11 protein-coding genes are annotated in these 14,268 nt (G+C 63.3%); 2 read left to right on the top strand and 9 right to left on the bottom strand.

The genetic code is table 11. The features are described from left to right. Positions 1-165: 165 nt before the first annotated feature. Genes DNK06_RS15785 through DNK06_RS15775 form a run of 3 tightly spaced genes read right to left on the bottom strand, consistent with a single transcriptional unit; the run spans position 166 to position 2,764 of the window. A complete protein-coding gene (locus tag DNK06_RS15785; protein WP_131180948.1) occupies positions 166-309 on the bottom strand; it encodes a DUF2474 domain-containing protein in 144 nt (47 codons plus the stop codon). Then, positions 309-1,316: a cytochrome d ubiquinol oxidase subunit II gene (cydB, locus tag DNK06_RS15780; protein WP_131180947.1), complete on the bottom strand. Its 1,008-nt coding sequence runs from the start codon at positions 1,314-1,316 to the stop codon at positions 309-311. The genes DNK06_RS15785 and cydB overlap by 1 nt, the downstream gene beginning before the upstream one ends. A gap of 2 nt (positions 1,317-1,318) precedes the next feature. Continuing rightward, a complete protein-coding gene (locus DNK06_RS15775; protein ID WP_131180946.1) occupies positions 1,319-2,764 on the bottom strand; it encodes a cytochrome ubiquinol oxidase subunit I in 1,446 nt (481 codons plus the stop codon). Positions 2,765-3,081: 317 nt separating this feature from the next. On the opposite strand from DNK06_RS15775, the gene DNK06_RS15770 reads away from it, so the two are divergent. Then, positions 3,082-5,235, top strand: a complete 2,154-nt coding sequence (locus DNK06_RS15770; protein WP_131180945.1) for a TonB-dependent receptor family protein — start codon at positions 3,082-3,084, stop codon at positions 5,233-5,235. Between the two features lie 145 nt (positions 5,236-5,380). On the opposite strand, the gene DNK06_RS15765 is transcribed toward DNK06_RS15770, so the two are convergent. The 6 genes from DNK06_RS15765 to DNK06_RS15735 form a co-directional block, all read right to left on the bottom strand. After that, a complete protein-coding gene (locus DNK06_RS15765) occupies positions 5,381-6,679 on the bottom strand; it encodes a TRAP transporter large permease (RefSeq protein WP_131180944.1) in 1,299 nt (432 codons plus the stop codon). After that, entirely contained in the window at positions 6,669-7,145 is a 477-nt protein-coding gene (locus tag DNK06_RS15760; RefSeq protein ID WP_131180943.1) for a TRAP transporter small permease, read from the bottom strand. The genes DNK06_RS15765 and DNK06_RS15760 overlap by 11 nt, the downstream gene beginning before the upstream one ends. A 95-nt stretch (positions 7,146-7,240) precedes the next feature. Continuing rightward, the gene (locus tag DNK06_RS15755) at positions 7,241-8,239 is read right to left on the bottom strand and encodes a DctP family TRAP transporter solute-binding subunit (protein ID WP_131180942.1); all 999 of its coding nucleotides are present in this window, start codon (positions 8,237-8,239) and stop codon (positions 7,241-7,243) included. Between the two features lie 433 nt (positions 8,240-8,672). Next, positions 8,673-11,066 carry a TonB-dependent receptor gene (locus tag DNK06_RS15745; protein WP_131180941.1) on the bottom strand — a complete coding sequence of 798 codons (2,394 nt, stop codon included), beginning with the start codon at positions 11,064-11,066 and terminating at the stop codon, positions 8,673-8,675. Between the two features lie 175 nt (positions 11,067-11,241). Beyond that, a complete protein-coding gene (locus DNK06_RS15740) occupies positions 11,242-12,195 on the bottom strand; it encodes a FecR family protein (protein WP_131180940.1) in 954 nt (317 codons plus the stop codon). Continuing rightward, the gene (locus DNK06_RS15735) at positions 12,192-12,695 is read right to left on the bottom strand and encodes an RNA polymerase sigma factor (RefSeq protein ID WP_242674678.1); all 504 of its coding nucleotides are present in this window, start codon (positions 12,693-12,695) and stop codon (positions 12,192-12,194) included. The genes DNK06_RS15740 and DNK06_RS15735 overlap by 4 nt, the downstream gene beginning before the upstream one ends. 169 nt (positions 12,696-12,864) lie before the next feature. On the opposite strand from DNK06_RS15735, the gene DNK06_RS15730 reads away from it, so the two are divergent. Beyond that, positions 12,865-14,211 carry an MATE family efflux transporter gene (locus tag DNK06_RS15730; RefSeq protein ID WP_131180938.1) on the top strand — a complete coding sequence of 449 codons (1,347 nt, stop codon included), beginning with the start codon at positions 12,865-12,867 and terminating at the stop codon, positions 14,209-14,211. The last annotated feature ends 57 nt before the right edge of the window (positions 14,212-14,268 follow it).

Raw genomic sequence — 14,268 nt, 5'->3', positions numbered from 1 at the left:
ACGCCTTCGGCTAATACGCCCTACCGAATCTATTCCGTAGCAAATAGCCGGACATGGTGGACAACGCGAAGCTTGTCCACCATTTTCAATGCGCGTAACCCAGGACAAATCACGGTTGAGCCCATGGTGGATGGATAAAGCGCCATCCACCCTACGGGTGCGTCGTTACGGCGTACTCAACCCCGCCGCATTCATAAACAACCGCAACAGGTACGACAGAGCCCCCAGGCTCAGCACGCTGGCCGTCCAGATGCCTGCCAGCCAGGCGATACGCTGCCAGAGCGGTTTCTTTTCAGTTGTGCGAGTCATCAGTGATACCCCTGATCAGGCGTCACCTTGCCGCGGAATACGTAGTAGCTCCACGCGGTGTAGACGAGGATGAAGGGAATGATGAACAGCGCGCCGACCAGGGCGAAGCCCTGGCTCTGCGGGGGCGCGGCGGCCTGCCAGATGGTCAGCGAGCCGGGCACGATGTTCGGCCACAGGCTGATGCCCAGGCCGCTGTAGCCGAGGAAGATCAGTACCAGGGTCAGCACGAACGGCTTGCTGTTGTCGTAATTGGCCACCGAGCGCAGCAGGTAGAAGAAGCTCGCCAGTACCAGCAACGGCACGGGCAGGAACCAGAACAGGTTTGGCAGGCTGAACCAGCGCTCGGCGATGCTTGCCTGGGACAGCGGCGTCCACAGGCTGACGATGCCGATCACCGCCAGCAACAGCAGCGCCAGTGGGCGCGCCATATCGTGCATCTGTTGCTGCAGGCGCCCTTCTGTTTTCATGATCAACCAGGTGCAGCCGAGCAGCGCATAGGCGGCGATCAAGCCCAGGCCGCTGAACAGCGGAAACGGCGCCAGCCAGTCCAGCGAGCCACCGGAGAACGCCCGGCCTTCGACCGGAATGCCTTCGATGAAGGCGCCCAGGGCCACGCCCTGAAAGAAGGTTGCCGCCACGGAGCCGCCGATGAAGGCCTTGTCCCAGATATGCCGCTTGTGATCCCTGGCCTTGAAGCGGAACTCGAAGGCCACGCCGCGAAACACCAGGCCCAGCAACATGAAGATCAACGGCAGATACAGGGCGCTGAGCACCACCGAGTAGGCCAGCGGGAAGGCGGCGAACAACCCGGCGCCGCCGAGCACCAGCCAGGTTTCGTTGCCGTCCCAGACCGGCGCCACGGTGTTCATCATGATGTCGCGCTCGCCCTTGTCCGGCACGAACGGGAAGAGGATGCCGATGCCCAGGTCGAAGCCGTCCATGATCACGTACATCATCACGCCGAAGACGATGATCACCGCCCAGATGATCGAAAGATCGATACCCATGGTCATACCCTCCCGTTCGCGTCTGCACCGCCATGGTCACTGTCATGCATCCCCTCTTGGGGGGCCGACAGTGGCCTCGCCGGTGTGTGCCGAGTGCCCGGCCCGCCTTCACCCTGGTGATCGCCTTCACCGGTAACCGGCCCCTTGCGCACCAGGCGCATCACGTAGCTCATGCCGGCACCGAACACCGCGAAGTAAACGACCACGAACAGCACCAGAGTCAGGCCCAGTTGCGCCGCGCTGTGCATCGACACACCATCGGCGGTGCGCATCAAGCCGTAGACCACCCAGGGCTGACGACCGATTTCGGTGGTGAACCAGCCGGCGAGGATGGCGATCAGCCCGGACGGCCCCATCCACAGGCAGAAATACAGGAATGGACGCGACCGATAGAGGCTGCCGCGCCAGCGTAGCCACAGGCTCCACAGCCCGGTCAGGATCATCAGCATGCCCATGGCGACCATCACCCGGAACGACCAGAACACGATGGTCGAGTTGGGCCGATCCTCCTTGGCGAACTCCTTCAGTGCCGGAACCTGTTTGTCCAGGCTGTGGGTCAGGATCAGGCTGCCGAGATAAGGCACTTCGACCTTGAAGCGGGTTTCTTCGCGCTCCATGTCCGGCCAGCCGAACAGGATCAGCGGCGTCGGCTCGCCCGAGCTGTTGTCCCAATGGCCTTCGATGGCAGCGATCTTCGCCGGTTGATGCTCGAGGGTGTTGAGGCCATGGAAGTCGCCGATTACCGCCTGTATCGGCGCCACCAGCAGGGCCATCCACAGCGCCATCGAAAACATCTTGCGCATCGCCGGAGTGTCACGCCCGCGCAGCAGATGCCAGGCCGCCGAAGCGCCGACGAAGAACGCCGTGGCGAGAAACGCGGCGGTGGCCATGTGCGCCAGGCGATACGGGAACGACGGGTTGAACACCACCGCGAACCAGTCCACCGGAATCACCCGGCCATCGACGATCTCGAACCCCTGGGGCGTCTGCATCCAGCTGTTGGAGGCGAGAATCCAGAATGTCGAGATCAGCGTGCCGACCGCTACCATGATCGTCGAAAAGAAGTGCAGCCCCGGCCCGACGCGGTTCCAGCCGAACAGCATGACACCGAGAAAGCCTGCTTCGAGGAAGAACGCGGTGAGCACCTCATAGGTCAGCAGCGGTCCGGTGACCGAGCCGGCGAAATCCGAGAAGGCGCTCCAGTTGGTACCGAACTGGTAGGCCATCACCAGGCCGGAGACCACCCCCATGCCGAAGTTGACGGCGAAGATCTTCGCCCAGAAATGGTAGAGGTCGCGGTACACCGCCTCGCCGGTTTTCAGCCACAGGCCTTCGAGCACGGCCAGATAGCTGGCCAGGCCGATGGTGATAGCCGGGAAAATGATATGGAAGGAAATGGTGAAGGCGAACTGGATGCGCGCAAGATCCAAAGCCTCTAGGCCAAACATGGAAGCGTCCTCGATCAGGTTTATCGGTTATCGACTTCTAGTTATCTGCAACACTGCGAGATCAGGCCAGGCGAAAAGCATATTGACCTGGATCAATCGCTATGCAAGAGACTACGCCACACCGCGCTTCCTGCCGCCGTGGTGGGTTGCCGCGCGACAGGCCGTCGCGTGCGGCGTTCTGACTTAGTTCCATGAGGTTAGCGGCTGTGCGGACTATCGGACGAAGGGACAGACGTGGCTTATCCTGCCGAGCGACCGTCCTACCCGGCGCTGCCTGCTCCAACCGCTGCCGGCTGTTCCCATGGAGATTCCCGAAAATGCGTTCCCTACCCCCCTTCGCCATGCGCCCGCGCCATCTGCTGACGGCCAGCCTGCTGACCTGTGCGGCGCTTCCCGTCGCCCATGCCGAGAGCACGCCGGGGGCCCTGCAGCTGGAGGGCGTACTGGTTTCCGATCAGCCGTTGACCGAGCAGCAAGCGGCGCAGGAACGGCTGAGGCGTATTCCAGGTGGCAGCAACCTGGTGGACATGCAGCGGATCGCCGAGGGCCGAGTCGCCGGTAACCAGGATGTGCTGGCCTACCAGCCCGGCGTCTACGCGCAGTCGCCGGGCAACGAGGGGCTAAAGGTTTCCGTGCGCGGCTCGGGGATCAATCGCGGCCCAGGCGCTCACGCCTCGGGCATGCACGTGATGCTCGACGGCCTGCCACTGACCGGCTCGGGCGGCACCCCTTACGAATTGCTCGAACCTCTGTGGCTGAGCCGCGCCGAGGTGCTGCGCGGGGCCAACGGCTTCGACCGTGGTTCCCTGGCACTGGGCGGCGCCGTGGACTACATCACCCGCACCGGGCGCGATGCGGCCAAGCTGCAACTGCGCTACGAAGCCGGCAGCCATGGCTACCAGAAACGCAGCATCAGCTCCGGTCAGGCGCTGGGAGACTTCGATTACTACATCAACCTCACCGACAATCGCTACGACGGTTATCAGGATCATGCCTCGGGTAAAGGCAAGGGTGTGTCGGCCAATGTCGGCTACCGCCTCAACGAAAACCTGGAGACGCGTTTCTACCTGCGCTACCGGGAGACCGAGCACGATACGCCCGGGCGGCTGACCAAGGCGCAGATCAAGGACAACCCACGCCAGGCCAATGCCGGAAACCTTCGAATCAATGCCCGCCGCGACCAACCGGGCAGCACCTGGCTGGCCAACAAGACCACCCTGCGCCTGGACGACGACAGCAAGCTGGAAGTGGGCCTGGCCTATCACGACTACCCGATGGATATCCGCGAGAGCGACTACCGCGTGCGCGTCGCCTACCGCGATATCAGCGGCAGCCTCGCCTACAGCCGTGAGCACACATTGTTCGGCCTGAACAGCAACAGCACCATCGGCCTGCGCACCACCAGTAACCTGCCCAGCACCAAATCCCGGGAAACGGCGCATATGCCGCTCAATGTTCCAGCAGGTGCGCCGACCGCCAGTTATCCATCCGGCACCCTGATGCGCGATTACATCCACCAGGGCTCGGACAACGTGCTGCACGCCAGCAACGAACTGGAGCTGGCCCCCGACCTGTGGCTGACCACCGGGCTGGCGCTGATCTACACGCGCCGCGAAAGCGAAGTGACCTGGCCAGCCAACGACGACAAGGTCAGCGAGCACAGTTGGGACTACGCGCCACGTATCGGCCTGCGTTACCAGCTCAAGCCGGAGCTGCAGCTGTATGGCAATATCAGCCGCTCGGTCGAGCCGCCCCACCCGTGGTCGATGATCTGGGGCTCGCCGCTGCGCTTCCCGGCCAGCGATCAACCCTACAGTGGCCGACAACGTGCAGCGGTATCGCTGGATAACCAGACCGCCACCACCTTCGAAATTGGTGGCCGTGGTGACTCAGTGCTGGGCCAATGGGATCTGGCCTATTACTACTCGGTCGTGCGCCACGAACTGCTGACCGTGGAGATCGAGCAGAACGTCTTCGCTGAATCCAACGCCAGCCCGACCATTCACCAGGGCATCGAGCTCGGCCTCGACAGCCCGTTGTGGCAAGGCGGCGCTGCCGGTGACCTGGCCCTGCGCCAGGCCTATACCTTCAGCGATTTTCACTACCGCGACGACGACACCTACGGCGACAACCGCCTGCCGGGCCTGCCGCGCCACTATTATCAGGCCGAGCTGCGCTACAGCCACCCGAGCGGTTTCTACGCCGGGCTCAATACTCAATACGCCTCCAAGGTGGCGGTGGATTACGCCAACTCCTATTACGCCGATGCCTACGCCATTTTCGGCGCGACTCTGGGTTACGCCTCGCCGAAACAGGACTGGCAGACCTGGCTGGATCTGCGCAACCTGACCGACAAGCGCTACGCCGCCACGGTTACGCCGGGCTATGACGATAAAGGCGTGGACGTTGCCCGTTCCACGCCGGGCGACGGTTTCGGGGCTTTCGTCGGGGTTTCCTACAGTTTCAATTGACGGACAACGGCGGGGTAAATCGATGCATAGCCGCTGACAACAGCGGCTATGCATCGGCAGGTTTCAGATCGCCCCACACGGGAACGCCCAACCCATGCTCGCCAATCGCACGCATGACTCCAACAGGATGGGCAGAGCCTCTGCATCACTCCACCGCATACCCCAGCTTCCGCGGCAGCCACAGGGCGATTTCCGGGAAGACCGCCACCAGCACCAGCGCACTGCCCATGATCACAACGAACAACAGTGCCCAGCCGACCGTCTGCTCCAGCCTGATCTTCGCCACTTCGGTGGTCACCAGCAGGTTGACCGCCACCGGAGGCGTGAACTGACCGATGGCGATATTCATCGCCATCAGGATGCCGAACCACACCGGGTTCCAGCCGAAGTGCTGCATCACCGGGATCAGGATCGGCATCAGGATCAGGTAGATGGAAATGGCGTCCAGCAACATGCCCACCAGCAACACCGCCAGCATCACCAGAATCAGCAGCATGGTGCCGTTGTCCGACAGCGAAATCATCCACTCGGCCAGATGGCGGAAGGTGCCGAGCATGGTGCCGGCCCAGGCGAAGATACCGGCCAGGGCGATGATCAGCATGACCACGCCGGAAATCACCGCCGCCTCGCCACACAGTCGCCACAGGCTGCGCCAGTCCAACTCGCGAGTGATGAACAGGCCCACCAGGATGCCATAGGCCACCGCCGTCACCGCCGCTTCGGTCGGGGTGAACAGGCCGCTGCGCAGGCCGCCGAGGATCAGGATCGGCGCGAACAGCGCCGGCAGCGCATCCTTGAAACTCGCCCACAGCGGCGGGCTCTCTTCGCCCTGGGGCGCCTCCCAGCCGTAGCGGCGCGAGATCAGCCACACCGGCAACAACAGCGTCAGGCCGGCGAGGATGCCGGGGAACAGGCCGGCAGCGAACAGCGCACGCAGATCCACCCCGGGCACCACGATGGAATACAAGATCAACGCGATCGACGGCGGAATCAGAATCGCAGTCGAGGCCGACGCAGCGATCACCGTCGCCGAGAACGGCTTGGGATAACCGGCTTTGGTCATGCTCGGCAGCATCACCATGGCCACGGCCGCGGCATCCGCCGGGCCCGAGCCGCTCATGCCGCCCATGATCATGCATACCAGTACGGCGACCATGGCCAGGCCACCGTGGCGCGGGCCGATCACGGCCTGGGCGAAACGCACCAGCCGTATCGCCACGCCAGCCTTCTCGAACACCAGGCCGGTAAGAATGAACAGCGGGATGGCGATCAGCGGGTACTTGGCCACGCTGTTATAGGTATTGGTGCCAAGGGTCGCGAGCATATCCGGCGAAAGCCCGGCGACGATGCCGATGGCACCGGACAGGCCCAGTGCGAAAGCCACCGGCACGCCCAGCGCCAGCAAGGCTAGAAAACTGACGATCAGCCAGAGATCAGGGCTCATCGCTGATCCTCCCGCTCAGGCGATCCAGGGTCATCTGGGTCAGGCGCAGCAGCATGAACAGGCTCAACAGCGGCAGCCAGACCACGTACCACCAGTTCGGCAGGCCTATGCCCGGCGACTCGGATTCCCACTGAAACTCTTCCCAGGCGAACTGCCCGCCGTACCAGCTGACCAGGCCCAATACCAGCACACCGGCCAGCCACTGCAGCCAGACCAGCGGCATGCGCAGGCGCGGGAACAGCTGTTCGATCATGCTGATGCGGATGTGGCCGTTACGGCGCAGCGCCACCGAGGCGCCGGCAAAGGTCAGCACCACCAGCAGAAATACCGAGAGTTCCTCGGTGAAGGCGAACGACACATTGGTGAAATAGCGCACCACCACGTTGGCCAGGCTGATCACAGCGATCAGTGCCAACGCCAGGGTGGCCAGCACGCGCTCGATGGGCGCGTCCGGTTTCTTGCTCATGACAACCTCGAACGAACGGGAGCCGACCGGTTCCCGATAAAACAGCTAGCAGGCCGTTGAAGAACCTAGGTAGTTCCTCAACGGCCTGCCAGGGATCAGGGCCGGGCGATGGCGCTCTGCGCCGCTTCCATCAGCTCGTTGCCGATACGCGGTGCCCACTTTTCATGCACGCTGCGGGTGGCGTCGGCAAAAGCCTGATGTTCGCTCTCGCTCAGTTCGGTCACTTCCACACCGCGCTCACGGATATCTGCCAGGCGCTTTACTTCCGCCTCGCGCGACAGCGCCACTTCCCACTCGCCGGCATCACGGGCGGCCTGCGCCAGCAGCTCACGATCAGCCTCCGGCAGGCTGCTCCAGATACGCTGATTGACGGCGAAGATGAGCGGATCGGCCATGTAGTTCCACTGGGTCAGATACTTCTGCCCGGCCTGGTCGATACGTGCCACATCGAATACCGACAGTGGGTTCTCCTGGCCATCCACCGCACCAGTCGTCAGCGCCGGCTTGGCATCCGCCCAGCTCATCTGCGTGGGGTTGGCGCCCAGCGTGGAGAAGGTGTCCTGGAATAGCGGCGAGCCGACTACACGAATTTTCAGGCCCTTGAGATCAGCGGGGGTGCGTACCGACTTGACCGAGTTGGAGAGTTGGCGGAAGCCGTTCTCGCCCCAGGCCAGCGGGATGATGCCGCGCTTCTCGATGGCGGCGAAGGCCAGCTTGCCGGCTTCACCTTTGGTGATGGCATCCAGGTCGGCGTTGCTCTGCATCAGGAACGGCAGGGAAAACAGGTTGAGTTCCGGCACCTGCGGCGACCAGTTGATGGTCGAGCCCACGGCCATGTCGATCAGGCCGGAGCGCATGGCGGAGAACTCCTTGGTCTGGTCGCCGGTGATCAGTTGCGCATTGGGATACACACGCAGGGTGATGCGCCCTTCGGAGCGTTCGTTGACCAGATCGGCCCACTTCTGCGCCGCCTGCCCCCAGGGAAAGGCATCGGACAGCACAGTGGACACGGAGTATTCACGCGCCTGCGCAGCTGAACCTGCACAGAGTGCGGCAGTAGCGGCCATGGCCGCGAAAAAACCAGTGAGTTTCATCATGCATCCTTGAGTGGATCGTGGTTCTAGTTGTTTTACACGCAGCGCGCCAGCCATGGCCGGGCAGCGCAGATCCAGCGGCGAGCGGATGGTTCGCCTGGGGTGCCGGGGTTGGCACGGGGAGAATGACACCGAAGTGCCGGAGCGGTGGTTTTCGTCTTGTGAACGGCAGACCGCAGCCTGACGGGTAGCGTCAGGTGACCAACTATCCCAGAAGCTCGGCCTGCGTGCCATCGGCAGGTGTCGTACAACGATGAATCAGACTCTGATCGTGGCGCTCACGGGGGGCGGCTGCGCACATGGTCGATGGCCAGGTTGCGGCCAATGCGCAAGATGAAGGTGCGCAGGTAGGTTTCCTGGGTCAGGTCGGCAGCGGCTTCGGTTGCCGCTGCGCCCTATGATGCTCAGCCCTCCACGCCAACAACGGCGGTTCTCAGAAGTCCAGGGTTGCCGACACCTTCAAGGTACGCGGCTCGCCCTGAGTGAGGTAGCCACCATTAGTGGAGGCCCAGTAGGCCTTGTCGGCCACGTTTTCCAGGCCGGCACGCAGGGTGAGCTGACGTTCTTCGTCCAGTTTCATCGCGTAACGCGCGCCAAGATCCACTCGCGTCCAGGCCGGAATGCTCAGGGTATTGGCCGAGTCGAAGTACTGACCGCCAGTGCGCAGCAACAGCCCGTTTACACTCAGGCCCGACACGCCAGGCACGTCCCAGTCGGCACTGACGTTGTATTGGAACTCAGGCACGCCGACGGCACTATTGCCGTCGTTGGCACCTCCAGCGGTACCGCGAAGATCGGTATCCACCAAGGTACCACCGGCCAATACGCGCAGGCCCGGCAAGGGCTCACCGAACAGATTCAACTCTATGCCGCGGTTACGCTGTTCGGCGTCCACGCTAAACGTGCCGTTCTGAGTCACGCCCTGGGGTTGCTCGATGCGATAGACGCCCAGGCTGCCACCAAAAGTGCCCCAATCCAGTTTGACGCCTGCCTCGATCTGCTTGGTACGATACGGCGCGAACATTGTGCCGCTATTGCTTGCCGCAGCAGGCGCGGTCGGCCCCTGCTGAAGGGATTCGATGCGGTTGGCATACAGCGACACCACATCGGTCGCCTTGAACACCAGGCCATAGGCCGGCGTGGTGATGCTGTCCTCATAGTTGGCGGTGCGTGCTCCACTGGCGGCATTCCAGGCATCGGCACCGATGGACTGGCGCCGTAGCCCCAATGTCAGCAGCAGCCGATCATCGAAGAAACCCAGGGTGTCGGAAATAGCCAGACTGCGAGTTATCACCTTGGCCGTTTTGCTCGGATCGTGCAGATCACCGCTGACATTCGCGACCGGTTCACCCACGGGCAGCGGATCGTAGAGATTGCCAGGCAAGCGGTTATCGGCCGTGGTCGACTCGAAGGCATTGCGCTTTTCCTGCCAAAGGCCGTTCATTGCGACATTGAGCTGGTGACTGACCGGGCCGGTTTGCAGGCTGCCACGCAATCCAGCCACGCTGCTGAAGGTTTCCTGATCGAGTGGCGAATACAAACGGCCAATCTGCCCACGCCCATCCTGGGACGCGACATACACCGAGGAGTACACGCCATTTTCCCGGGTGTACTTGCCGCCGCCAGCGAGGTAGGCCGTCCAGTTGTCGCTCAGGTCGTATTCGGCATTGAACATGCCATAGGTGTCTTCCAGCTGCGACCAGCTCCAGGGCTGGGAATAGTTGGCATCGGAATCCGGCACCTTGGGTACCTTGCCGCCCAGCCCCGCAGGCGTCAGATAGACCACCGAGCGACCTTCATTGATACGCTGCTTCTGGTAGCCGAAATCGGTCGACAGGCGCAGACGCTCACCGCGGTAATCCAGGCCGACAGCGGCAAGGCTGAAATGCGAATACTCACCGTCGACCGCCGTTTCGCCCTCGCGCTTGGCCAGATTGACGCGGGCGCCAAAACGATTGTCTTCGCCAAAGCGACGCCCCAGATCCACATGCCCACCTGTGCGCGAGCCACTCGCGTAATCGAGGGTGATACTGCGAGTGGGCGTATCCTCGGCATGCTTCGAGACGACGTTGATCGCGCCACCAACCCCGCTACCGCCCGGCGCAACACCGTTGAGAAAAGCGTTGGCCCCCTTGAACACTTCGACACGCTCGACGGCCTCGGTGGAAATGATCTGCCGCGGCAGAATGCCGTACAGGCCGTTGAAGGCGATATCGTCGGTGTACAACTGGAAACCGCGTACCACGAACACCTGTGAGAAGTTGCCGAAGCCATTGGACTGACGGATTGCCGGATCGCTGGCCAGCACCTCGCCCAGGCTCCTGGCCTGGCGGTTGCGGATCAATTCACTGGTGTAACTGGCAGCGCTGAACGGCACATCCTGCATGTCCTGATTGCCCAGCATGCCGATACGCGCACCGCGGGCGACCTGACCACCGGCGTATTCCACCGGCAGGTCGAGACGGCCGTCGGCCTGGCCGCTGACGGTAGTGGCACCCAGTTCCAGGGAGTCGGCGCCCTGGCTGAGCGGCACCAGGGTCACGGTGCCCTGGGGATCGATCTGGTAGCTGAGACCACTGCCCTGCAGCAACATCTGCAGGCCTTCGGCAACCGAGTAGTCGCCCTTCAATGCTGGCGCCTGACGATCACCCTGGGTCAGGCTGGCATCGTAGAGCAGACGCACATTGGCCTGCTCGGCAAAATCGATCAGGGCGGCATCGAGGCGCTGGGCCGGGAGATCGAACTCCAGCGCCGACGCGGTCGTGGCAGTGAGCAGCAGGTGGGCGGCAGCCAGTGCCTGGAAAAGAGGAGAACGCGTCATGCGCATGCTGGGTTTCCTGTGTTCTGCCAAAGGTCATGCGAAAAAGTCGCATTTGCAGAAGCGGAAGACGAAACGCCAGTGCGTTTCTGAACCAGCAGCGAAATTATTTTTCAACGTTGCCAGCCGCCATCGCCGCTAAAACGCGCGGCACACCGGCAGGAGCGCCCCGTTGCCCAGGCTCTCAGTTCCGGCTTACCAGCAGCAATCCGGGCAGTCGCAGCAGACGCACCGGCAGATTGATTTCGATGGCGCGCAGCACCGCCTGCGGGTCGTCATGGGCGAATACGCCGGTCACCTTCAGGTCACGCACGCTCTGGTCGAGAAAGATCACCCGCTGACTCTGGCTGCGCTCGAGTTCGGCGAACACCTCGCTCAGCGGCTGCGCACGAAACACCAGCTTGCCGCGTTGCCAGGCCAATTGCTGACGGGCATCGAGGGGTTGTACCTGCTGCAAGCGGTCCCCGCTCCAGCGCACCTGCTGATTGGCCTCTACCGGTTGCGGTTGTCCGTGGGCATCGCGGGCCTGCACCTGCCCTTCGGTCACCGCCAATACGACCTGACGGCCGTCGTAGTCGACATCGAAACGGGTACCGGTGACGCGAATACGCGCCGGCCCTGCCTCGACGAAGAACGGCCGATTGGCATCCTTGGCCACCTGGAAATCCGCTTCACCGCGATACAGACGAATGTCCCGGCGCCCTTCGCTGATGCTCCAGTCCAGCGCGGTAGCACCATTGAGCGTCAGGATCGAGCCGTCCTCCAGCTCGATGGTGCGCACCTCTCCCGGAGCGGTCGCCAGGTCGGCATACCAGCCCAGCCAGGTGTTCTGGGGCAACCACAGCGCCAGTAGCAGCAGCGCGGCGCTGGCCAGCGGCACCGCCCAGCGCAGTTGCCGGCCACGGCGCAATGGCCGGATCACGGCAGCCGAGGTGACGGTTTCGCTCGCAGCGGGCTGCTCGCCGAGTTGGCCAAGCAAGGCCCACAGCCTGTCCACCTCGCTGGCGGCCTGCTCGTGGGCCGGCGAAGTACAGCGCCATGCGGCGGCAGCGACACGGTCGGCAGCACTGGCGCGACCGGAATGCAGCAGTACCTGCCACGCTCGGGCCTGGGCGAGGAGCGAAGAATCGGTGGTCACGACATCAAGTCCATTTTCTGCTGACACTGTTCCAGAGCCTTGAGGATATAGCGCCCAGCCATGCTTTCGGAAACCCCGAGGCGCTGGCCGATTTCCTTCTGGGTCAGACCGTCGAGGCGGTTCCACAGCAACGCCTGACGCAAATGGGGTGGCAGATCCTGAAGAATATCCTGCAGGCGAGCAAGCTGTTGACCATCGCCAACGATCTGCTCAGGCCCCGGCTGATCCGATTCCAGCTCGGCGGACACACTCTCCTGCAGCGGCCGCGCCTGTTGCTGGCGACGGTGGTCGATGATCAGGTTACGAGCGATGCGATAAAGGAAGGCACGCAGATTTTCCACCTCCCCTGTGCCACGCCGCTGAAAGCGCAGCCAGGTTTCCTGCCGCAAGTCCGCTGCCAGCTCGTCGCACTTCACCTGGCGGGTGAAGAAGCGCAGCAATTCGCCCGCATGGCGCTGGAACTGACCTTCCTGGGCATCGGAGTCATGGGACGGGCGCACTAGGGAATCTCGTGCAGGGGAAAGGGTTGCGAACATATATCCGTTGATAATTATTTTCAATAAAAGGCGACCAGCGTCTCACCGCCGACCTCCACGCTCGCCATACCGGCGCAAGGCAGCATCGGCGCTGCACTGTCCCCTATAATGCGCAGCCCCGATGGAGCCCCGCATGTTTCGTGATGCCTGGAGCCACGCGCCGACCCACCGCAAGGTATGGGCGCTGGCTGCACCGATGATCCTCTCCAACCTGTCCGTGCCGCTGGTGGCGCTGGTCGATACGGCCGTGGTCGGCCACCTGCCTCACGCCCATCAACTGGGCGCCGTGGCGGTGGGCAGCAGCCTGTATATCCTGATCGTCGGGCTGCTCGGTTTTCTGCGCATGGGCACCACCGGCTTCGCCGCTCAGGCGTGTGGCCGGGGCGATGGGGGCGCATTGCGCCAGGTGCTGGTGCAGGGCCTGCTGCTCGCCGCGCTGCTGGCGTTGACACTCGGCGCGCTGGCAGTGCCCTTCAGTGGTTTTGCCCTGGGGCTGATGAATCCGTCGGCCGAACTCGACGCCCTGACCCGTGAATTCCTGCATACCCGTCTGCTCGGCCTGCCGGCTGCGCTGGCCAACTATGCGCTGATCGGCTGGCTGCTTGGCGCACAGAATGCCCGCGCGCCGCTAGTGATGCTGCTGGTCACCAACCTGCTGAACATCGTGCTGTCGCTGTGGTTCGTGCTGGGTCTGGACTGGGAAGTCGTCGGTGCTGCTCGCGCGGCTGTGCTGGCCGAATGGGGCGGCCTGCTGGTTGGCCTGGCGCTGACCCGTGGCGCTCTGCGCCGCCACCCTGGCAGCACGCAATGGTCGGCGATGGGCAAGTGGCAAAGCTGGAGCGCGCTACTGGGGGTCAATCGCGATATTTTCCTGCGCTCCCTGGCGCTGCAGGCGGTATTCCTGCTGATCACCATCCAGGGCGCACGCCTGGGCGACGCCACGGTGGCGGCCAACGCGCTGCTGCTCAATGGCCTGCTGGTAACCGCCTATGCGCTGGATGGATTGGCCCATGCGGTCGAAGCACTTTGCGGCCATGCCATCGGCGCGCGCGATCGCCTGGCACTCAGGCGCAGCCTGATCGTTGCCGGCCTCTGGTCGCTGTTGGCCAGCCTGGTCTTCGCGCTGTTCTTTGGCGCGGGCGGCCACCTGTTCGTCAACCTGCAGACGAACATTCCCGTGGTGCGCGAAACAGCCTTGCAGTATCTGCCCTACCTCGCGATGCTGCCGCTGTTCGCGGTCTGGAGCTACCTGCTCGACGGCCTGTTCATCGGCGCCACCCGCGCCCGGGAGATGCGCAATGCCATGCTCGTGGCTCTGGCCATCGGCCTGCCGGTCGCCCTGATCCTGCAAGGCTTCGGCAACCATGGGCTGTGGATCGCCTTTCTGGCCTTCATGGCACTGCGCGGCCTGACCCTCGGCGCGCTGGCCTGGCAGCTGGCGCGCCGCGATCAGTGGCTTGCAGCGTCAGGCGGCAAGTGACAGGAGATTGATCTGCATTCATGCGTGCGTCTCTGGACGCCGGTAGGATTGCCTCGA

This window comes from Phytopseudomonas daroniae (genome assembly GCF_004327285.1).
Lineage (GTDB): Bacteria > Pseudomonadota > Gammaproteobacteria > Pseudomonadales > Pseudomonadaceae > Aquipseudomonas > Aquipseudomonas daroniae.
The sequence above is the reverse complement of the archived record's forward strand: the minus strand, read 5'-3'. Positions and strand labels throughout refer to the sequence as shown.

Bases quoted from the DNA above. Each gene is read 5' to 3' on its own strand.
- DNK06_RS15785 (WP_131180948.1), bottom strand. From the start codon at position 309: ATGACTCGCACAACTGAAAAGAAACCGCTCTGGCAGCGTATCGCCTGG.
- cydB (WP_131180947.1), bottom strand. From the start codon at position 1,316: ATGGGTATCGATCTTTCGATCATCTGGGCGGTGATCATCGTCTTCGGC.
- DNK06_RS15775 (WP_131180946.1), bottom strand. From the start codon at position 2,764: ATGTTTGGCCTAGAGGCTTTGGATCTTGCGCGCATCCAGTTCGCCTTC.
- DNK06_RS15770 (WP_131180945.1), top strand. From the start codon at position 3,082: ATGCGTTCCCTACCCCCCTTCGCCATGCGCCCGCGCCATCTGCTGACG.
- DNK06_RS15765 (WP_131180944.1), bottom strand. From the start codon at position 6,679: ATGAGCCCTGATCTCTGGCTGATCGTCAGTTTTCTAGCCTTGCTGGCG.
- DNK06_RS15760 (WP_131180943.1), bottom strand. From the start codon at position 7,145: ATGAGCAAGAAACCGGACGCGCCCATCGAGCGCGTGCTGGCCACCCTG.
- DNK06_RS15755 (WP_131180942.1), bottom strand. From the start codon at position 8,239: ATGAAACTCACTGGTTTTTTCGCGGCCATGGCCGCTACTGCCGCACTC.
- DNK06_RS15745 (WP_131180941.1), bottom strand. From the start codon at position 11,066: ATGCGCATGACGCGTTCTCCTCTTTTCCAGGCACTGGCTGCCGCCCAC.
- DNK06_RS15730 (WP_131180938.1), top strand. From the start codon at position 12,865: ATGTTTCGTGATGCCTGGAGCCACGCGCCGACCCACCGCAAGGTATGG.